The following is a 21429-nucleotide window of genomic DNA, read 5'->3' as shown; positions in this document are numbered from 1 at the left end:
CATGGGGAAAATTCAACAGAGCAGTTCGGTTAACCAAAAAATAACCAGAACGATTATCTATATCGTCTGTATCTTTTTGGCGGTGCTCAGTATCCTGCCGTTCTGGATCATGTTTGTTAACGCCACACGATCTACACCGGAAATCCAAAGCGGACTCTCGCTGCTTCCTTCGACTCACATGATGAGCAATTTGCGGGTGCTGCTCGACAAGAGCTTTGATCCGCTTCAAGGATTTCTGAATTCACTGATTATCTCCAGTTTTGCAACCCTCTGCACGGTCTATTTCTCGTCCTTGGCCGCCTATGGGCTTGTGACCTATAACTGGAAGCTGCGTAAGCCATTCTTTACTTTCATAATCTGCGTGATGATGATTCCATCCCAGGCAAGCGCGATCGGCTTCTATCAGTTCATGTACAAACTGCATTGGACCAATAGCTTTCTTCCGCTGATTCTGCCTGCGATTGCAGCGCCTGCGGTAGTATTCTTCATGCGCCAGTATCTGCTGGCAACGCTGTCGCTCGAGATCGTAGAAGCATCGCGCGTAGACGGTTCCGGTGAATTCAAGACCTTCAACCGGATCATCCTGCCGCTGATGATGCCGGCCGTGGCGACACAAGCGATCTTTGCTTTTGTGGCCAACTGGAACAACCTGTTCATGCCGCTGATCCTGTTGACACAGAAAGAAAAATATACGATGCCAATTATGGTCAGCCTGCTTCGCGGTGATATCTACAAGACGGAGTTCGGATCGATCTATATGGGTCTGGCTTTGACATCACTACCACTGTTCATTGTTTACTTCCTGTTATCCCGGTATATTATTGCGGGTGTAGCACTCGGAGGCGTTAAAGAATAACAGCCAGGCAGCGATACAGTGTTCTTGTCGGATTCAAATAAATAGAGGGCTCTGCATATTAAATCCTATTTAATATGCAGATTCCTCTATTTTTATTTACCCATGCAAACCCGTATAGACTGCTTCACACAGATCCGTTGTGAATTTGCCTGACATTCCTTCAAGTGCTGTATTGGTGAAGGCTACAACGCTAAGCTCTTCGGTGGGATCAACAAACCAGGAGTGCCCGTAGGTCCCGCCCATCCGCCATGTTCCCGTGGATTCCGGAGTATGGGCTGCTGCAGGGTCCTTAAGTACCGTAAAGCCTAAGCCAAATCCTCTTCCCGGCCAAAAAGGCATTTCGAGCCCGCCAATCTGGTTGGTGGTCATTTTTGTGACGATTGACTTTGGCAGAATAGGGGCGCCTCCTTGCCGCAGCGTTTCCAGCAATTTCAGGAAGTCTCCGGCACTTCCGACCATCCCGGCTCCGCCTGAAGCATAAGCAAGCTTATGTTTAGCACGGTCCGGTGCAAGGCGGAAACCGGCTGTCTCTTCAATAAAAGGCACGGTGTCATAGTTATCAGCCAGGCGGCGGGGTTCGTCTGGGCCATCCGCATAGGCCGCGGTTAACCTGTTGTTGTCTACGGCTGCAAAACTAGTGTCACTCATATGAAGCGGTTGAGTGACAAGCAGCTCTACGGCTTCACTCAGCGGCATTCCCGCAGCCTTTTCGATAATGGCTCCAAGGACATCCGTTGCGATGGAATACCTCCACAAACTTCCCGGTTCATACAACAGCGGCACCGATGCGAGCCGCCGGAGATTCTCTTCAAGGGTGATTCCGGCAATGTCCATACCGTCCGACACTCCGGCCAGCTCATAGGTTCCTTGTTCTTCCTGAAAGAAGCGGTAAGTTAACCCAGCTGTATGAGTCATTAAGTGTTGAATCGTCATAGCCGCTCCCCGGCCATCCGGCAGCTTCGGGCTGAAGGCAGGCAGCCATTTTACCACAGGGTCCTCCAGACGCAGCTTTCCTTGCGACACTAAGCTAAGTGCCGCAGTTGATACAATCGGTTTGGTTACAGATGCATAGCGAAACAGGGCATTTTCATGCATAGGACGGTTCTGTTCCCGATCTGCTAAACCGGCAGCACGGCAGTACACCACCTGCCCTTTTAAAGCTATTAGAACAACAGTGCCTACAATTCTTTTCCCGGCAATTGTCCGTTTGATGACTTGATCTACATAATGATGTGAAAAATTAGCCTCGCTGGTACTCATGGTCTTCAAATCCTCTCCTTGTATTGCTTACTTGATTATTTAGAGTAAGTGTGGTTAATTATATTAATATTTTTAGCTTCTTTACATAAGCCATTTAAGGTAATATGAATTCAACTGGTATGGATTTAAAGGTATTTTCCTGAAATATCTTTGAAATTGAAGGGAGAGATGAAAGTGGACGAAATCGATAACAATATTCTGTTCCATTTAGAGAATAACGCGAGATTATCGATGACCGAATTGGGCAAGCTGGTCGGGTTATCTCAGCCAGCAGTCACGGAGCGGGTCAAGCGAATGGAGGAAAAGGGGGTTATCGCGGAATATCGTACCGTACTCGCCCCTCATAAATTAAATAAACAGAGCGCTGCATACGTGCTTTTCCGGACTAGAGAGTGCCATGCTTTTCTTGATTTCTGCCGTTCATCGCCGGAGGTCGCCGAGTGTTACCGAATCAGCGGAGAACATAATTACCTGTTAAAAGTATTGACGGAATCTACTCAAGACCTCGAAGAGTTTGGGAATAGATGCGATGCATACGGAACCTACACCACAATAATTGTGATATCGTCTCCGATTCCTTATAAAAATCTCATTCAAGGACCTAATCTAGTGGCCGTTCATAAGGATTAGCTTCATTATAAAAAGACAAACAGGAATCCGGTGATCGGATTCCTGTTTGTTATAGGCAGATAAAAGCTGTATTTTAGGAAAAAGACTTTCGGGCGAACAAGACTGTCAGTAAAGCCGGAAGCAGCAGTATAAACAAGGAGCCGGGAAGGAAGCCGCCGCTGAGCAGCTCCAGCAGAACCCCGCCGACAATACCTCCACCCCCGATTGCTAAGTTCCAGGCGGTTACCAGCATCGATTGTGCGATATCTGCGCTTTTGCCTGCGGCCTTAGCAATGGCTGTCTGCAATAGGGTGGCAGCACCGCCGAAGGTAAGTCCCCATATGGAGACAGCGGTGAGGACGATCAAAGGTTGATGAATAGCCAGCGCCATTGCCAGGGAGGCCAGGATGAAAGCCGTAATACTTGCGATTAGCAGCCGTCTCATAAAGCGGTCAATCAGTATGCCTACCACCCAAATACCGATAACCGAGGTGATGCCGAACATAAGGAGGACCACATCAACACGGTCACCAAGAGCGGTTACCGCAAGATAAGGAGAAATATAAGTATATAAAATATTATGAGCCAGCACCCAAGCGACAACTACTGCCAGAATAGGCCGTACTCCAGGGGACAGCAAGACCTTATGGAGGGGAAGCCTCTCACCGCGGGGCTCACCATCGAAATCCGGCATCTTCCAGAGAACCCAAAGTATCAGCATTGCTGCCAGTACCGATACGATTCCAAAAATCAGCCGCCAGCCAACGAAGCTACTCAAAAAAGTTCCGGCAGGGACGCCTAATGCCAAAGCCAGCGGGGTGCCGACCATCGCCACAGCCATCGCCTTTCCTTTCAAAACATCAGGAACCATGCGGCGCGCATAACCGGCAGTCATTCCCCATAACACCCCGGCGGATACTCCAGCTAAGAAACGGGCAACAAGCGTTACTGCATAGTCGGAAGACCATGCGGTTACGGTATTAAATACAAGAAATCCGGTGATGCACAGCAGTAAAAGCGGCTTTCGCCTCCAGCCCCGAGTAGCGGCCGTTAACGGAATGGCAGCCAGCAGAGAACCCGCCGCATATAGAGTGACCAGTTGTCCTGCAAGTGCTTCCGTGACTTGAAGGTCCTGGGAAATTTGCGGAAGCAGCCCTGCAGGCAGACTTTCTGTCAAAATACAGATAAATCCCGCCATGGCCAGCGCAAGCAGCCCCACCCACGGAAGACGGTTTGAGACGCTGAGTGTAGAAGTATTTTCCTCTACGTAAGTGGCAGTTGATCGCATGATAAGATGTCTCCCTTGTCGAATAAGATTAAAAGCCAATTGCTTTTAATAAGCTTACACAAAGGACTTGCAAATTTGCATATAGGATTAAAGGTTTATTCTTGATCATTCACTGAAAAACAAGTTATTTTCAGGATATCACCTATAGTTCTAATGTGATAGTTAAAAGCGGGCTTGAGGACATGGCCAGTTGGCTTCCTGCCCATTATGTTGTACGATATCGGCATAACGTTTCCTACAAGGAGGTTCTTCATGAAGCTGGGGTATTTGATTATCGATATGCAGGAAATCCACGTGCGGGAGCATGTGGACAAGAAAACACTGGACCGGGCCTGTGAATATATCAATTATGTCTCAGATATACTCCGGGCGAAGGACCAGCTGATCATCCATATTCAGGATATCGAAGGCATGGAGGAAGCAACGAAAGAGCAGTATAATATCATTCCCGAAGTTCAAGTATCGGATAGTGATCTGAAGGTAACCAAAGAGTACTCCAATGCGTTCTGGAAGACGGAGCTGGAGCAGATCTTGAAGGATCATGGTGTTGAGCTGCTGATCATATCCGGCTTCTCGGCTGAGCATTGCGTCCAATTCACCTATAACGGGGCGAGTGAGCGCGGCTTCCGGCCGGTTCTGCTGCAAAATGGAATTCTGAGCGCACACAGCGACGTAATCCTTTCTGCACACAGAGACCGCAACCTGATCTCTTATCCGGTAATCCCCTATCTGATGAATTCATAAACGTTGAAGACACCCTGTCCGTCTGCAGTAGTTGTTACTGCAGGCAGGCGGGGTGTTTTTATATGAAAGCGGGAAGTGCCGCTTATAGAAACTTTTTCCAATCCGCTTCGTCCAATATTAAAGATAACTATGATGAGGGGAGATTGGCAGAGGTGAGAAAAGGGAAGCTTTCAATTGGCATTCTGGCGGCAGCCATCGCTTTAAGCCCGGGTTCCGTATCCGCAGCGGCGGATAGCCATATTCTGCTGAATTACAAAGAGACTTTACTAGGGAGCAGCCAGGTGGTTACGGGGGGAACTACGCTTGTTCCGCTGCAGCAGCTGGCACAGACGATGGGCTATGCCCTTAGCTGGAACCAGAGCACGAAGTCCGCGAGGCTGGTCCGTCCAGACCGTGAAGTTACAGTGACAGCCGGTGTGACCACGACTACAGTAAACGATAAGGTGATAACCCTGGCAAAAGCGCCGCGCGTCCTCAAAGGAAAAATTTATGTGCCGCTGGTTTCAGCGGTCAGTGCAATGGGCGGCAAAACGGTGTACGACAAAAACAGCGACAGCCTGAATATTGTGGATGAACTCCGTTATTCGGTCGCTTCTGCCCAAGGCAGACTATACTGGGTCTCGCAAAAAAATGGTGATGTCTTCTACAGCGCTTCATCTGCCGGCAAGCCAGTGCTGATCGGCGAACTTCCGTTTGCTGATTTAACCTATACTCATGGCCTGGAGGTCAAGAGTGTCGGAAAGGGAGTTGACCTGCTGCTGCTTACGGATAACCACTATGCGATGTTTAATGATTTCAGCAATGGTTACCAGGCTCTCATTCAAGACGGCAAAATAGTAAAGCAAATGGAATATCACTACAGCGGCGCTTCCTATACCAAAGTCCCGCTGTTAAAAACTACACAGCTCTACATGACCGACGGCGCAAGCATCCAGTATATTAACAATGACGGCAGTCTGGGTAATCTCTTTGACCTGGAGAGTATCACAGGAACGGAAGGGAACTTCTCCGTCGAGTATGCCGCCGAAGATATTATCCTGGTGCGCATGATGACAAACACACATTTGTATGCCATTCATACGGCGAGCGGACTAAGCACGAACCTGAGCGAAAAGTTAATTAGCAGCGAGGACCGCAAGGAATGGGATCGGGCGGATGGGACGGATTCCTTTTATCTGACCAAAATGCTGGTGCTAAAGAAGCGGGAGGGCAACGTGATGACGTTCACCTATGCCACAGTGCCTGACGGGAAGGTAAAGACCGTAACTTATAATGTGACTTCGCAGTAAAAACGATGCAGATAAAGAGAGGAACTGAGCGTGATGACTTACAAATATCAAACGCCAATATTGCTTGAACAGCTCCGGAGCTGGCAAATGGAGATTGCCTCGGAGGTTCCTTATCTCGAGCCCCCTACAGGACTGTATCTGGGGATCGACCGTAGTGACACGGGTTACTTTTGCACGCCTGTGGATGCTGTGGGTTTCGCCCGGACGGGCTCGGATGGAGAACACTTTGCGTTTCTGAGTGATTTTGGGACTACCATGAGTCTGGCGGAAGCCCCTGTTATTCGTGTTATGCCGATGGAGTCTCAGCATACCCGGCTGGTAGCCCGGAATTTGTTCGATTTCTTCTGTCTGCATTTTTATGATGAACTGCTGCTGCTTGGGGAGTATAGCAGTGAGGAGGAGTATCTCGAAAGTGTTCAGGAGCAGGCTGCCCGGCAGGAAAGTACGGAGTGGTTTGATCTGGACCGCTGGAGACGCGAACAGGCTCAGGTAACCGCATGGGCTGCGGAACAATTTCATTTTGCGCCGATTCCGCAGGCTTGGCAATACCAGCAGGAGCTTCGTGCGGAGCGCGAGCGGAACGTTCGCGTTGCAACCAATGATACCTTGGGGGTTCTGGCGCTGAACGGACAAACGGGAATCATCTCTGCGGAAATACCTGATCATTTAACAGATGAGGAGGATCTGGAGGAATTACAGGTTTATTTTCGCACAGCAGAAAAGGAAGTAAAGCTCGCATTCATCCGCAATATGCAGCATGATGCAAGTTCAGACCCGCTGCTGGTTGAATGGTGTGCCGGGCAACTTACAGAGATGGGGATGCCGGAGGAAGCAGAGAATCTGCGGGTGCGGCTTCTTAACTAGACGTATAGGGGGGATATTTTAATGACAAACCAGGAAAGCGAAGAAATGCTGACAGGTGGAAATGTCTCTAATGTTTATCGTTCGGGAGACACTGTACGACGCGAGTTGAAACCAGATAGTTACAGGATTCATAAGCTATTAAAGCATTTAGAGAATTCTCGTATATTGAAGGAGAAGCTGGTAATTATCCATTGAAAAAATACATGTGCTCTGATGATTGCTTAATCGAAATAGCAAAAATGCTCCGCTTTTATCATGATTCTGTGCAAGATTTTTCATTTGATGAGAGCTGGGAATTGCTAGATCTCACACCCCAACCAGTTGAAGTGCTGTGCCATAATGATTTTGCGATATACAACATTATTTTTAATAATGAAAGACCAATAGGTATTATTGATTTTGACAATGCCGGACCTGGTCCAAGACTTTACGACATAGCATATACTCTCTATACTTGCGTTCCCTTAAGCAGGCTTCATCTTTCTGAATCAGGAGAGGTCATTTATTATAATTCATTTGAGCATGCTAACCGTATAAAACAAAGGGTTACATTGTTTTTTGAATCTTACGGTAAAGAATTAGAAGAAGAATATTTGGAAATGGTATTGCTACGATTAGAAGGGTTATGTAAAACAATGGTGAGAAAAAGCAGTGAAGGTGACATTGCTTTTCAAAAGATGATTGATGAGGGGCATCTTGAACATTATCAAAGCGATATTAAATTCATTCGGGAACATGGAAAAGAGTGGATTTAGGTTCAGTTAACGGGATTCCGGCTGAATATTCAGTCTCCAGATTTCCTTAGTAGGGAGGTAGTATATGAAAAAAATTAGAATCCTTTCAATTTCAATCATACTATTAGTGATTTTGATTTTTGTATTTGCCAGACCCAAACAAGATATCGTTAGCGTTAACCTGGTGTCCGAAACTAATGAGATCAGTTACTCTGACAGTAAGAGCGTTCAAATCTTCGAAGATGCGATAAGTACTGTTAAAAAAGTACGCGGGTCTGTTGATGTGGGTTCACCAACATACCGGATGACCGTTACCTACGCTGATTCTAAGGTTGTTGAATACAGCCTTTATATGGACTTCAAAACCAAAAATGGCTTCTTGATTAAACAAAGTAATAGTGAAAAGATGCTGGACTTAAAGGATCATAACTCGGAAGAGCTCGCCGATCTGTTAAGTAAAGAAAACAAAGAATAACGTATCGCCAGACGAAGAGAAGCTCCTGATGAAGAAGACAATGGTCCTTCCCCACATTGATATTCCATACTTTCAATTAGGGAGGACAACGATGAAAAAGATTTTGTTGCTCCAAAAATGGGCCAAGCCCATTCTCTTCATGTTGATTGGAGTTATTCCGATCATTGTGCTCAGCGGGTGTTCGACAGCATCCCAATTAAACTCGATTAATGCCGATTCATCAGGGATATTTAACCACTTTTTTATTTATCCATTTTCGCTCTTGATCAAATTCTTCGCGAATGCATTTCACGGAAACTACGGATTATCGATCGTGCTGATGACTTTCATCATCAGACTTGCGATCATGCCGCTTATGATGAATCAAACCAAGAAACAAATGGACATGAAAGAAAAGATGGCCGTCCTTCAGCCGGAGCTAACTGTACTTAAAGAGAAGTATAAGAACGATGTCAGTAGCGAGGCAAAAAAACAACAGCAAGCCCAAAGCATAGCCAACAGCAAAAGGGCCGTATTTTACATTCTATGCACATGCAGTTGACAAATCCGCGCTAAGATTATTATTAAATCATTTGAAGTTGCTCAAAAAAAGCATGAGCAACTTCAAATGATTACAAATAATTACATTCATGAAGGAGGAAGAGTTTTGTTTTCAAGATTAAGGTTTCAAAGGGTATCTGCAATCATTTTGGTTAGTATGCTGCTTTTAGGTGTAGTGATGCCAGGTGGATTTCAAAGAGTCAACGCTGCCGATGGCGGCGGAACTGTAAGCAGTCCGGAGTTTAACGGAGATGGAACGGTTACCGTGAATACATATTCCCCCAAGAATGAGATGTATATCAATGGTAATTTTACAGATTGGGTCGTATTTAAGCCCATGTCATTAACGGGCACGATCCTGGTTGACGGCGTGCAACAGAACGTATTCTCCTACAGTATGAGTACTCAGGACTTCAATAAGACGGGAGGCGTCGTTCAGTACAAATACATTCCACAGGCCTCCTGGTCGGGCGATTATGTTGACTTTTTGAACGCCAGCCCGAAGGTTAGCGGAAATTCTGCGGTGTATTTTTTGAAGCTTGCTCTGAGTCAGAAGCAACTGGAACCGGGTCAAAGCGCATCAGTCGAGGCGTTTCGCTACTTGTCAGACGGAAATAAAACCGATTTAACGGATGCTGTACTTTGGACAAGCAGTGAACCGGCTTTTGTTACATTCTCGAATGGAACGGTTCTGGTTGCTCCTGAGGCTCCAACGGGAACGGTGACCATTACCGGTGTTTATCAAGGGGTCAGCGCGACAACTACCCTAAAAATTGTAGAAACATTGGCAGTTCCGAAAGTTAAATCAGCAGCCAACCTGACGGATTTGAATGACCGGCTGATGATTGGCCAAGCGACTCCAGAGATCACAGGTGAGGTTGAGGTTGAGGATATCACGAACGGTGCCGGCAAGGGGAACAACCTGGTCGCCCAACTGGGATACCGTTTTGAAACCGATCCGGATTATACTTGGACAAATGCGGCGTATAAAGACGATGTTGGCAGCAGCGACCGGTTCAGTGCACAATTTACTCCTGACCGTGCGGGCAAATGGTATTATGCCATGCGCTTTTCGTTGGACAACGGTTTAACCTGGGATCACAAAATGTTGGGCAATAAAGTTAATAAGTTCTTTGACGAACAGACAATTGTTAAACCGTTTGATGTTATGCTGACATGGACGAAGGACGCGAAAACTACCCAGACCATTACCTGGAAAACCGGGTCGGATGTTAGCGAAAGCTACGTCCAGTATACCGAGAAGGCCAATGAAGGGTCTTTCCCTGGTGTGAATACCCTGGTAAAGGCGGAAGGGAAAGGGTTTAACACGCCTCATAGTGCAAACGTTAGCACAAACGTAAATACTGCAACACTGACGGGTCTGAAGCCGGGGACTACATATGTGTACCGGGTCGGAGCGGGTACAGATTGGAGCGACACCGCGACCTTTACAACAGAGGCGTCTATTGCCGCGCCGTTCCAGTTTCTGATCTTCGGTGATAGTCAAAGCGGAAGACAAGAAGAGTCGGATTATGCAAAATGGGGAGAAACGGTTAACGCCGCTTATCAAGCGAATCCGGGAGCCAAGTTCATCATCAATAACGGTGACCTGGTGGAAAAGGGAAGCTATGAGCATTGGCATAAATGGTTTGAAGGCGCAGAAGGCGTAATCGAAAACATCCCTGAGATGCCGGTCACAGGTAATCATGAATATTACTCCACCTATGGTGTGAATGAGCAGGCGGATCATTTCAAGATGCAATTCAATCTCCCGCAGAACGGTCCAGACCGCCTGAAGGGCCTGGTCTATTCTTATGACTATGGGGATGTGCATATTGCTGTTCTGAACTCGCAGAATACAGAAGCGAACACGGATCAGACCGAGAAAATGGGAGACATTCTTGCGGAGCAGGCGGAATGGTTGGATCAGGACTTGAAGGACACGGATAAGAAGTGGAAAATCGTGTTCTATCATAAGGCCTCCTATTACAGCAGAAGCAGCCGTGCAGCCGATGCAGAGCAAGTTAAATTGGCGTTCCAACCGGTAATTGACAAGTATCATGTGGATCTGGTATTCGGAGCCCATGACCATACCATTACAAGAACTTATCCGATTAACAATAACAACTTTGTTGACAATACGGCCAAGGGTACCGTGTACTATATAACCGGCCGTTCGGGCAATAAAAACTACAGTGATCCGTTTCAACAGGTATGGGATGCGTATTACAAAAACGATACGGATGACACCAACTATCTTTCGGTGAGTGTAAACGGAGATAAGCTGACGGTTAAAGCCATTGAGAAGAATGGCAACGTGCTTGACGAGTACACCATTGATAAAACGGCCGGAACTCCGAGCGCAAAATTGCCAAACCTTCCGATCACAAAAGCAGAGAACTTGTCTGTATTGTCTAAAGAAATAAACGCAGGCACTAAAACCGACGACATTACAGCAGAAGTGAATTCACAGAATGTGACGAATTACACGGGACGCGGTGTTCATATTCAAGCTCAATTAGGATACAAGCTCAGCGAAGACACCCAGTATATTTGGGCGGACGCCGTTTACGCTAAGGACAATGGCAATAACGACGTCTACCGGGCTAATTTCACTCCGGATATAGCCGGAAACTGGGAATATGTAATGAGGTTCTCAGGAGATGGAGGGAATACATGGACGACTACAGAAGCTAAGACAATCAAGGTAGTCTCCGGGAATACCGGAGGAGAAATTCCGATGCCGGCATTCTTGGCCGGATTGTCCGTGGATCAAGGAACGATATCTCCGGCATTCTCTTCACCGGTATTCAACTATCGTGTTGATGTAGCGAATTCCGTTTCCAGTCTCGGCATCTTCTTGAAGACAGGGGACTCCAATCCGGTTCTGTCGGTTACGGGCGCAACATACGCCTCGGTGACCGGCAACGTATACGAGTATCGCACCGCAAATCTGGCTGTGGGTCCGAATCCAATCGTGATTAAGCTGTCGAATGGGGATGGCCCGACAAATTCCTATACGTTGATAGTGAACCGTGCCAAGAGCAGTAATGCAGATTTGAGCGGACTCACGCTGTCGAATGCCACAATTAACCCCGCCTTCGGAGCCGGGATCACATCGTACAGCGCCAGCGTTGCAAACGGGGTAGCCAGTACCAGCGTAACGGCTACAGCAATTGACAGCAATGCGATGATTAAAGTAAATAATAAAGCGGTTGTAATCGGTCAGGCCAGTGAGTCAGTCGCCTTGAGCGTAGGAAGCAACCTGATTACGATTGCTGTTACAGCGCAAGATGGCACAACGAAGACCTATACAGTAACGGTGATCCGGGAAGCTTCGCCTATTCCGGGGAGCGGCGGACAACCAACCGCGACGGCTTCGCCGACACCGGCGGCTTCACCGGCACCAACGGCCTCGCCGACACCAAAGCCACCGGCGGCTGGCACAAACCCGGTGCCTGCCAAGACGAATGTCTTCCAGAATAAGGTGACTAACGGGGAAGATGTAATTCAAGCCATCAAGGAATCGATTAACGCCACGAAGAATATGAGCGTTTCGTTCAGCGACATCTCTCAGCATGGGAGCCGCAATGAGATTGTTCTGGCAGTGAAGCTGCGTATCATCACCGGTTACCAGAATGGAACGTTCCGTCCTAATGCTTCCGTAACAAGAGCAGAGTTCGCAGCCATGGTCTGTCGTGCTTTCGGATTGGATGCAGATCAGGGTTCGGCGCCGTTTCAGGATACGGCAACGAATTGGGCTTCCGATTACATCCGGACATTAGCTGCGAAGGGGATTATTAACGGGTATTCAGATGGAAGCTTTAGACCAAATGCGGAAATTTCCCGGGCAGAAACCGTTACTATTTTGGCTCGAATCCTTGACCTCGGTCAGCTAGCAACGGGGAAGGAGGCTTCTTTCAATGATGTAGACAAGGAACATTGGGCTAAGAATGTGATTGGGGAAGCCTATAAAGCCCAATTAATTCAAGGGGTAACCCCCTCTTCGTTCAGGCCCGATAACCAGACCACACGCGCTGAAGCCGTAACCGTCCTCCTGCGCGCTTTAAAGAGCGACAGTTCCATTAAGGAACTTATTGAAACAATGTAATAAGCAACACATAGCTAAGGCTGCCTGGAGACCTGACTCCAGACAGCCTTTTGCGTATGATTAGGTCAACCAGATACGCTGGAAATACGGGAGCTCCCCAAATCCCGATTTTAGAAGTCTCACTTTTTCCTTTGTTCAATTTTCCCAATCGTATCTCCTTTAGCTACTTGATATAAGCGGCTCTTCGGTTCATGCACGGTTTGAGAAGGCCACAATCCATGGTGCCCCGATACAATGTAACTGACCACACAAGCCACAAAAAAATATTCCGCTCCTTTCTCGCCAAAAAACTCCATGGCTAAAAGGAAGGCAGAAATCGGTGTATTCGCACCGCCACAGAATGTAGCGACCAAACCTAGGGCGGCCAAGAATGACATTGGTAAACCAATCATATGATGTAAGGAATTCCCCAAGGTGGCACCCATAATAAATAAAGGGATTGCCTCGCCGCCGACAAAGCCGGTTCCGAGTGTCACCGCTGTGAACACAAGCTTTGCCAGAAAGGCGAAAGGAGGGACGTCTTCTTTAAAACTTTGCTCCAGCAAGTCCAGACTGCGACCGTTATAATCCTGGGACCCGGCCAATAAAGTGAACCCTGCAATGAGTAGTCCGCCGACAAAAGCCCTTTTTATATGGCTTTTCTTAAACAGCTTTTCTGAATACTTTTGAATTCCATGTCTCAGTTGGCTATAAACAACACTCAACAAGCCAAAAATAACGGCTGCGAGCACTACCTTTAAAAAGGTCATCATCGATAGCCCGGGCAGTGTCTGGATGATGAATTTTTCATGTTCAACCCCCCACACTTCTTCCGTCACAAAGTGGGCGGCAAAGCTGGCAACAAGACACGGGACGACCGCTTCGAACTTTAATTTTCCGAGGGCGGCCATTTCCATCCCAAACACTGCGCCAGTGATAGGGGCCCCGAAGGCTGCGCCGAACCCGGCGCTGATTCCGCTCATCAGCATGATTAGCGTATCGGCCGGCTTTACCTTCAGCCAACGATTTGCGGCTTCCGCAACGCTCCCTCCCATTTGGATCGCAGCACCTTCCCTGCCTGTAGAACCCCCGAAAAAAACTGTAATGAACGTACCTAAATATACAATGGGCCCCATTCTTCTTAGAACCTTTTTATTGCCGTTAACGCTGTCAATCACCAGATTATTCCCTTCGGCAGAGTCATGCAAAGTGTTGTTCAAGATGGATTTCCCAAACCTCATATATAGAAACCCCACTGCAATACCGCCCAGTGGAAGAAGCGCTATCAACCAGGTGTTGGCTTCTCTGACCTTTCCCAGAAAATCATTAGTTTCCAACAGCAATGACGTCAACGATCCTACAACGGTACCGATTAAACCACCTATAATAATCCATATACTAAGAACCTTCAGGACATTTTTATACGTTAGGATTGTTTTCATATTCCGTACCTTCATTTCAGGCGATCCGAATGTTCATTCGGATGCTGTTTATTTTTGGTTTCGGCAAATAGTGAATCACTTCCTAGGGATTGGTTTTGCGGTTCCGGAATGGACAGGTGGGGCAGAGCAGCCGCTAATGCTGTTGTCACCCTGTCAATGTCTTCTTTGGTCGCATACTGTTTGCCGGGCTTAAGCATATACCCTAATTGTCCGTTCGATTCTATGGTAGCCCACTGCAAATCACCGATCATTTGGACGCCTTGTTGCCGAAGCCTGACTTCCAGCATATCTACAGTCAACCGCAGTTTTTTCAAATTGTTCTCCAGTAATACTCCATTCTCGACCACCGGAATCGATTTTCCATAAATAAATGTCTCAAGAGCATCCGATTTCATTACGATATATTCAATACCTATCAGGGTGTAGACCATCAAAAGTGTGATGACCAGCGTAATCCAAATATTGCGGTCACCTACAGGTTGTATAATTAATGAACCTACCGCGATCATCATAACGGTCTGAGCGACCGTAAGCTGCGATATCGACTTTCTTCCCGCCAATCGCAAGATAAGCGCGCCACCCAGAACAATGACAATCGCTTTCCATATAAAATGATAATCCAATCCGCTCCCCCTTTTTTGTATGAAATCTGCGGCTATTTTTTTCAAATTCAGCCAATCTTATTCATTACCAATTCTGTATCGGCTGAACGGTTATTTAAGAGACGTTTACCACCTTCCATGTATTCGTGAGACACTGGGGGGACGAACTGGAGTGATGGGCTGTTACAGCATTGGCATGTCTCGCAACGAACGAGAACCAGCAGCAACTGCTCACCATCCGTCGTATCGCGGGGTTCAAGTAGCAGGGGTTGACCCTCGAGATGATGCGACCTCTGCTGATCGGATAGGCCTCTCTGACGCAAGCAGAGCATATGTAGCTTAAGAGACGAAAGGAACTGGAGCGACATTCGTGAACGCAGTTATGCCAGGCATCGTCCATACGGATGTCAATGCGCCATGGCTGTAGACGGCTGATGACCGCAAGCTTGCAATAGAGATGTCGGCGCTTGGACGCGTCGTTGAGCCCTCGGATATCCGGATGTTGTTGCTTTTGCGGCTTCGCCGGACGGTCGATGGGTAACGGGACAGATTCTCGATGCAACCGGCGGATCACATTTGTAAGCTAGGTCCGGGTCTTGGAGCATTTAGCGATAAGGCAGCTGGTCGGTATACGCGATCGGCTGCCTTTATTCAACTAACTGGCAGTTAAATTACAATATATGGTATTATATTGAATATGTCCGTGAGGAGGATATCAATGGAGAAGTTCTACGATAGCCTACATCGATTTGATGGAAATGACTTGCGGTTGTTTCTTTACAATTTATTAAATACAGTAGATCGTTATGGTAAGGACGGCAGTATTGAAGAAAAAAAGTTAGCAGAAGGACTCGTTAATATACTTCAAAGCCAGATAGAGGCAGTTCACAACCATAAATTACAAATGAATGAACTCCAACAATATGTCTATCTTGTTTTCAGTCTCTCTGATGCAGGTTCTTTAAAAGTAACTCTAAGTAAAATCGGAAAACGGGAGCTATGCCAAGTCTTAGCATTCAATGAATTGTTTTCAGTCAGACCAATATCTAACTTAGATACAAAAACTGGACAGCAGAATAGATTATTTTGGTTGACGGAAAACGATGGGGATTTCAGCTATGACCCAGAGCATATGCTTTTTAAAATGGTAGAAGCAGTAAAGAATATTCCTGAAAATAAAACCATTGTTATTTGGTACGCGGATAACGCGCATGATCAAACAGGCTTACGTTTCGTATTGCATTTGTTGAGAGATCGAAAACAGCCAGTTAATGTAGTCAATGTGACAGAGCTCTTTAATACTACTGGGCTTCATAATAAAGAAGTATTTAATCCCTATTTCAGCGGTTTAATCGATCGAGAGCATTTTCAGGTAATCGTAAACAAGTATTATGAAGGTGTTCCTCTTGAGCCTAACCAAAGAAGAAGGTATGAATCAGAATGGCTGATGCTCTCGAATGAAAATCATGTGCTCCGTTTGTGGAAAGAAGGTTCTGTTAAAGGTACTGATGAATCTGCTCTGGACGAAGTGATAATAAGGTCAGTCATTGAACTAGAGCAAGAACGAGATGGAAATGGGTTTATCAAGGCGGGGAGTGTTGTCGCAAAAGTATTAGATACTTCGCACCAACTCGTAGGTTATTCATTTATTACCAATAGAAATGTCTGGGAATGGTGCTGGGATCTGTATGATACGAAACGTTATGGGAACTATAGAGTTTTTCGGGGAGGCAGCTGGGCAGAAGTTGAGAACAATTGTGGATCTACAATTAGAAGGAAAAGCATGCCTGATTTTAAAACGGATGACCTTGGCTTTAGAATAGCATGCGGAAAGTATTAATTAATGCAATCTTATGTAGTAAAACGGGTTGAGGCAGCAAGTTTGGACGTACGTACCCGACAAAGGAGTTAACCATGTCAAAACAACGTAAAAGTATTTTTATCATAACCATGCTCTATACTGCCTTAATTCTTTATTTTTTATTTTTCGCATTTGGTAGAATGGGTGCCGCAGAGCGAACGGCTGGCTACACCTTTATTTTTTTACCAGATAGTTTCTTTAAATTGCCTACTATATCTGATCTTCTACACCCTACCCTCATGGATTTTGTTGGATTTGGAAATGTCATAGCGTTCATCCCTTACGGTATATTGATTCAATTGTTATATCGGGCTACCTTTCTTCGATTCATTACAACGTTCTTTTTTTCGATTATTCTAATGGAAACCATACAGGCCCTTTCGTTTCTCGGCAGCTTCGATGTTAACGATGCCATTCAAAATACATTAGGCGCAGCAGTCGGTTTTGGGGCATATAAGCTTGGTGCTCGTTCAAAAAACAATTGGCGCAATTCTTTGATAACCGCCATTTCCTCTATGGTTCTTTTTTTAGGGGTATGGGGAGTGTGTGGGATTGTAGATAAAGCGTTCAGCAAAGAAGAAGGTCCCTTTGTGGCAATAAACGAATTGATGGACAGCTCCGGAAATTTATCAACTGGAAAAAATCTGAATAGCTTTGAAATAAGCGCCCAAAAGGTAAAACCCCGCTATAATATGTATGGCGTTGCAGGTGGGGATTTAGAAACGTTTACATATTCGTACAAGAAGAAGATTATCTTCTCCTTGTATTACGGAATACCTGAACCAACCGATTATTCCGGAAGTATCCGTGTTTCCGTCGCTGGACGCGAGGTATTGACCAGTTCTGGAGAAATTCAACGCCGTGATCCAGAACTATTTCCGGCGGTGTTTGAGATTCCTGTCGAGGCTGGGAGCGAACTTAAGATAACTATTGATGGGGACGAAAAAATATGGGATGTTGGGTATACGGAAATGAAATACTTTTGGAACTGAGTCCATGCTGATAATAATCCAGAAAGCAAACAAAATTAAAAAACAGTAAAGGAGCAGCTGCAGCTGCTCCTTTGACTTGCTTATGAATATTCTTGCACACTATATGATATTGACCACAAAATGAGCTCCAGCTCGCTTCAAATGTCCGTCAATGTCTGCCGCTGAACCGTTTGATCGCTTCCTCGGTCACCGGCGTGAAGAGATTAACCAGATTGCCGTCGGGATCGCGAAACAGTACAGCACGGTTTCCCCATGGCATCGTGCTGGGTTCCTGTACCCACTTGTCAACAAACGGCTTCAAGCGCTCGTATTCCGCATCCACATCGTGGACGCGGAACTCTAGGATGAGAGTGTGATTGTTGTCTGCCACAGGCGTACCAGCGCCGAACAGCTGCACCGTCTGGGAGTGGCCGATCGCCAGGGTACACGCTGGCAACACGAATTCGGCAAAGACGGGTGCGGGGCGTTCTGCTGAAATACCCATGACGTTCTCATAGAACTCGACGAGACGGTCCACGTCGTCGGTAATGATGCGTACAGAAGCAAAGTGCATGTATTCCCACTCCTTTATATTGAATACTTTGATTATAAAAAAACGCTGCTGACAACGGTATGTCAGTAGCGTTTTCATGTTTTTGCACATATTGCGATTCGGAGTTGTTGGCGGATGAGCGGGTCATTTCTTTTTAAAACATTCTCGGTATATCGTTAACCATTGCCGGCTCCTATAATAAGAGGCATCAAGCGTTCCAGGAGGCTAAAGGATATGCCAATATCATTTAAACCCTATACCCGTGTGCCCGGGTTTACTCCAGAGTTTCAGCGTGTTCATGAGTTTCTATTGCGGCTGAATGATCCGAAGGTGATTAATGAAGGATTTTTGTGGGGACGCTGGGAGTGGATGTTTTCCTTAAAGTTCCTGGATACAGCGAATCTGCATAAAATCGGGATCTGGGAGGACGCCGGGAGAATTGTGGGACTCGCTACCTATGAACAAACTGTCGGCAATGTCTGGTTTAGTGTGGACCCCGGTTATGGTTTTTTGAAGAAGGAAATGCTGCTCTATGCCAAAGACTCGCTGGATAAAGACGGTGAAGTCCAGGTGCTGATCCGTGATTCCGACAGTGATTTTCAGGAGATTGCCGCCGGGATGGGTTTCAAACCCACGCAGGAACAGGAGTGTAATGCTGTGATTCCCATCGAGGAATCCTTAATGAAATATACCTTGCCTGAGGGATACCGTATCGTCAGCCTGGCAGAGGAGTTCGATTTAAACAAATATAATAAAGTATTGTGGCGCGGGTTCAACCATGAAGGAGAAGCGCCTGAAGCCGTCCAGGATCTGCTGGATAGACAGATGGAGCTCTCCGGGCCTCATGCGGATCTGAATCTGAAAATTGCCGTTGCCGCCCCGGACGGCCAGTTTGTTGCTTATTGCGGCATGTGGCATCTGCCCGGGAATGATTATGCGCTGGTAGAGCCTGTTGCAACCGATCCCGCCTACCGGATGAGAGGTTTGGGTAAGGCTGCGGTTCTGGAAGGCATCAGACGGTGCGGGGAACGGGGAGCAAAAAGGGCGTATGTCGGCTCATCGCAGCAGTTCTACTACAGCATCGGGTTTCGCCCCTATTCGACCGAGACGTGGTGGAAGCACAGCTCCGGTATTAAATAATGCTAAAAAAGAGATGTTCTGTGAGCCGGATACCGCCTCTTTTTTATGACGATTCCCCTATAATCCGCTTGATACCTGTCTCATAAAAAGGGTACATATTCTCAAGTTCCATAATATGCGTTTGAATGGGCACTCCATACATTAAAGCGAATAATTGAGCTACTATTTCATTATATTGTGAAGGATGTATCGTTTTTATCTCCGAAAGATGGTAGATAAAAACCTGCTGCAGGCTCAGCGGCTCTACCTGTTGTTCAAATGCTTCCTTATTAAACAGATAATACTCGTAAGGTGAAGGTTCGATAGCGGGTGGTTTTTCGGTAAGCTTACTGTAATATTGAATGAGTGATATCATGATTTTTTTACCGGGAACCGTATCCTCACAAATCGATTGAAATACTTTATACAATCCTGCTTTACCTGGATACCTTTTGAGGTGTATATCAAAACTTCTATCATAAAGCCACTTACAAATAAAGTAATCTAACACCTGTTCTTTGTAGCTAAAGTCTTTAAAAAAAGTTACTTTAGTTGTATTAATGTTAGAACACAGTTCTTCAAGGGTTAAATCATTAATACTTTTCATTCTCAGCAGACAAAGCATCTCTTCCAGAATAGAAACCCTCAGAAGAGCTGCTTTTTTTTCTCTAATCCCGAAATTCTCCATCTTTTTGCTCCTTCTTGGACCTGCTTCTAATCCAGGCTACACCGTTTACTAGTAAGATAGCGATAACCACAATATAAAATACTACAGTTGATATACTTTTGATAATTGTAAAAATACTTGCAACATATACAAGGCTTATTGGAACTGCCGCTCTGTACGAAAGCATCATGAATATCATAATGTTCTCGAGGTAATCAAATAACATTGCAGCTATTGGGAGGGCCAATACGGCTTTTGAAAAAGAGGAGTATATTGGTAATGCTGATGTAATCTTCACCTTATTATATAGACGAATCAGCAGAATGAAAGTAGATAATCCAGTCAAGCAATTTAGAATAGGAAACAAAATATCGAGGGGTAACTGCACATGCAGATAGAGTGTATAGCCTTCTTCAGATAACTGGGTTAGAAACTTACGCGCATACTCATAAGTATACCCCAAAGGATTCATATCAAAGATCAGGAGACCGCCTGCCTCTCGGCTTATTCGTGGAATAGAATAGTTCTGCATGACGGCATAAATAGATTGGGACAATAGTAGAAACAGCAACCATAGCTTAACCGTTACAGCCTCAAGACCTTTAGCCAGCCTATTTATCATAAGAGGACCTCCAGGGAGTTTGATTAACTAAAGTAAATAAATTAACTTGAGTTAAGTATAATATAAGGGGAAGCCGGCTCAAAGTCAACAGCAGGGCAGGATAGTTTCAATATATGAATTATTATGGTGTGAAAAGCTAAAAAAGAGATGTTCTGTAAGCCGGATAAACGGCCTGCAGAACATCTCTTTTAAACTCGCAAAAATAATGTTTAGCCCCGGGCCAGCTCTTGGCGTACGATCGGAGCCACCTTGGTTCCCAGCAGCTCAATAGCGCGCAGGACCTCACGGTGCGGCATGGTGCCGACGTTGACATGCAGGAAGAAGCGGGTCACGCCGAGATTTTTATGCAGCAAAATAATTTTCTCCGCCACATATTCGGAATCGCCGACATACAGCGCGCCGCGCAGGCTGCGGGCATCGTCGTAAGTGGCACGGTTGTAAGTCTGGCCCCAGCCGCGTTCGCGTCCGATGACATTCATCTGCGCTTGGGTGGAAGGGTAGAACAAGGCAGCAGCCTGCTCTGTAGTTTCTCCAACAAAGCCGTGGGAATGGGTCGCAATCTGCAGCTTGTCGGGGTTATGCCCGGCCCGGACAGCAGCCTCCTTGTACAGCTTAACCAGCGGAGCGAACCGTTCCGGCATTCCGCCGATGATGGCGAACGCAACCGGAAGGCCCAGCGTGCCTGCGCGGATCGCCGACTCGGGATTTCCGCCTGTCGCAATCCACACCGGCAGCGGGTCCTGCACAGCTCGCGGGTAGACCGGCAGGTTATCGATGGCAGGACGGTGGCCGCCGCGCCAGGTTACCTTCTCGGAGGCACGGATCGCCAGGAGCAGCTCCAGC

The 21429-nt window shown here is 46.5% G+C and carries 19 protein-coding genes and 1 pseudogene; 12 read left to right on the top strand and 8 right to left on the bottom strand.

Features of this window, described 5'->3' with window-relative positions; genetic code table 11:
* The first annotated feature begins 1 nt into the window (after window position 1).
* The gene (locus tag AQR02_RS27530) at window positions 2-856 is read left to right on the top strand and encodes a carbohydrate ABC transporter permease (RefSeq protein WP_054943529.1); all 855 of its coding nucleotides are present in this window, start codon (window positions 2-4) and stop codon (window positions 854-856) included.
* Between the two features lie 96 nt (window positions 857-952).
* On the opposite strand, the gene AQR02_RS27525 is transcribed toward AQR02_RS27530, so the two are convergent.
* Window positions 953-2116 (bottom strand): serine hydrolase domain-containing protein, encoded by a 1164-nt coding sequence (locus AQR02_RS27525; protein WP_054943528.1) that lies wholly within the window; start codon window positions 2114-2116, stop codon window positions 953-955.
* Window positions 2117-2290: 174 nt separating this feature from the next.
* Between AQR02_RS27525 and AQR02_RS27520 the strand changes: the two genes are divergently transcribed.
* The gene (locus tag AQR02_RS27520; protein WP_054943527.1) at window positions 2291-2746 is read left to right on the top strand and encodes an Lrp/AsnC family transcriptional regulator; all 456 of its coding nucleotides are present in this window, start codon (window positions 2291-2293) and stop codon (window positions 2744-2746) included.
* Window positions 2747-2819: 73 nt separating this feature from the next.
* Here the strand turns inward: AQR02_RS27520 and AQR02_RS27515 are convergent, their stop codons facing one another.
* The gene (locus AQR02_RS27515) at window positions 2820-4013 is read right to left on the bottom strand and encodes an MFS transporter (protein WP_054943526.1); all 1194 of its coding nucleotides are present in this window, start codon (window positions 4011-4013) and stop codon (window positions 2820-2822) included.
* A gap of 252 nt (window positions 4014-4265) precedes the next feature.
* Here AQR02_RS27515 and AQR02_RS27510 point away from each other — a divergent pair, with 252 nt between their 5' ends.
* From AQR02_RS27510 to AQR02_RS27480, 7 genes and pseudogenes are all read left to right on the top strand, one after another.
* Window positions 4266-4757, top strand: coding sequence for a cysteine hydrolase family protein (locus tag AQR02_RS27510; protein WP_054943525.1), 492 nt, complete (start codon window positions 4266-4268; stop codon window positions 4755-4757).
* A gap of 62 nt (window positions 4758-4819) precedes the next feature.
* Window positions 4820-6046 carry a copper amine oxidase N-terminal domain-containing protein gene (locus AQR02_RS27505; protein ID WP_054943524.1) on the top strand — a complete coding sequence of 409 codons (1227 nt, stop codon included), beginning with the start codon at window positions 4820-4822 and terminating at the stop codon, window positions 6044-6046.
* A 30-nt stretch (window positions 6047-6076) separates the two neighbouring features.
* Window positions 6077-6910 carry a hypothetical protein gene (locus AQR02_RS27500; protein ID WP_148449226.1) on the top strand — a complete coding sequence of 278 codons (834 nt, stop codon included), beginning with the start codon at window positions 6077-6079 and terminating at the stop codon, window positions 6908-6910.
* Between the two features lie 21 nt (window positions 6911-6931).
* Window positions 6932-7665: pseudogene (locus AQR02_RS27495) on the top strand (phosphotransferase family protein).
* A 64-nt stretch (window positions 7666-7729) separates the two neighbouring features.
* On the top strand, window positions 7730-8119 hold the full coding sequence (locus AQR02_RS27490; RefSeq protein ID WP_054943522.1) for a YhfM domain-containing protein: 390 nt from the start codon (window positions 7730-7732) through the stop codon (window positions 8117-8119).
* 91 nt (window positions 8120-8210) lie between these two features.
* Entirely contained in the window at window positions 8211-8660 is a 450-nt protein-coding gene (locus tag AQR02_RS27485; RefSeq protein ID WP_159067857.1) for a YidC/Oxa1 family membrane protein insertase, read from the top strand.
* 177 nt (window positions 8661-8837) lie between these two features.
* Window positions 8838-12770 (top strand): S-layer homology domain-containing protein, encoded by a 3933-nt coding sequence (locus tag AQR02_RS27480; protein WP_209444322.1) that lies wholly within the window; start codon window positions 8838-8840, stop codon window positions 12768-12770.
* 119 nt (window positions 12771-12889) lie between these two features.
* Here the strand turns inward: AQR02_RS27480 and AQR02_RS27475 are convergent, their stop codons facing one another.
* On the bottom strand, window positions 12890-14191 hold the full coding sequence (locus tag AQR02_RS27475) for a chloride channel protein (RefSeq protein ID WP_054943519.1): 1302 nt from the start codon (window positions 14189-14191) through the stop codon (window positions 12890-12892).
* A gap of 11 nt (window positions 14192-14202) precedes the next feature.
* On the bottom strand, window positions 14203-14814 hold the full coding sequence (locus tag AQR02_RS27470; protein WP_054943518.1) for a DUF421 domain-containing protein: 612 nt from the start codon (window positions 14812-14814) through the stop codon (window positions 14203-14205).
* 697 nt (window positions 14815-15511) lie between these two features.
* On the opposite strand from AQR02_RS27470, the gene AQR02_RS27465 reads away from it, so the two are divergent.
* Window positions 15512-16633 (top strand): DUF1835 domain-containing protein, encoded by a 1122-nt coding sequence (locus AQR02_RS27465; RefSeq protein ID WP_054943517.1) that lies wholly within the window; start codon window positions 15512-15514, stop codon window positions 16631-16633.
* 74 nt (window positions 16634-16707) lie between these two features.
* Window positions 16708-17646 (top strand): VanZ family protein, encoded by a 939-nt coding sequence (locus AQR02_RS27460; protein ID WP_054943516.1) that lies wholly within the window; start codon window positions 16708-16710, stop codon window positions 17644-17646.
* Between the two features lie 148 nt (window positions 17647-17794).
* Here the strand turns inward: AQR02_RS27460 and AQR02_RS27455 are convergent, their stop codons facing one another.
* Window positions 17795-18199: a VOC family protein gene (locus AQR02_RS27455; RefSeq protein WP_054943515.1), complete on the bottom strand. Its 405-nt coding sequence runs from the start codon at window positions 18197-18199 to the stop codon at window positions 17795-17797.
* Between the two features lie 213 nt (window positions 18200-18412).
* Between AQR02_RS27455 and AQR02_RS27450 the strand changes: the two genes are divergently transcribed.
* The gene (locus tag AQR02_RS27450) at window positions 18413-19318 is read left to right on the top strand and encodes a GNAT family N-acetyltransferase (RefSeq protein ID WP_054943514.1); all 906 of its coding nucleotides are present in this window, start codon (window positions 18413-18415) and stop codon (window positions 19316-19318) included.
* A 43-nt stretch (window positions 19319-19361) separates the two neighbouring features.
* Here the strand turns inward: AQR02_RS27450 and AQR02_RS27445 are convergent, their stop codons facing one another.
* The 3 genes from AQR02_RS27445 to AQR02_RS27435 form a co-directional block, all read right to left on the bottom strand.
* Window positions 19362-19985, bottom strand: coding sequence for a hypothetical protein (locus tag AQR02_RS27445; protein ID WP_054943513.1), 624 nt, complete (start codon window positions 19983-19985; stop codon window positions 19362-19364).
* Entirely contained in the window at window positions 19966-20586 is a 621-nt protein-coding gene (locus AQR02_RS27440; RefSeq protein WP_054943512.1) for a hypothetical protein, read from the bottom strand. The genes AQR02_RS27445 and AQR02_RS27440 overlap by 20 nt, the downstream gene beginning before the upstream one ends.
* A 209-nt stretch (window positions 20587-20795) precedes the next feature.
* The coding region (locus tag AQR02_RS27435) for an LLM class flavin-dependent oxidoreductase (RefSeq protein ID WP_148449232.1) at window positions 20796-21429 on the bottom strand (634 nt) is incomplete at its 5' end.

The organism is Paenibacillus ihuae (genome assembly GCF_001368795.1).
Taxonomy (GTDB): Bacteria; Bacillota; Bacilli; order Paenibacillales; family Paenibacillaceae; genus Paenibacillus_AQ; species Paenibacillus_AQ ihuae.
Note: the sequence above shows the minus strand (reverse complement) of the source record. Positions and strands in the feature narration are given on the sequence as shown.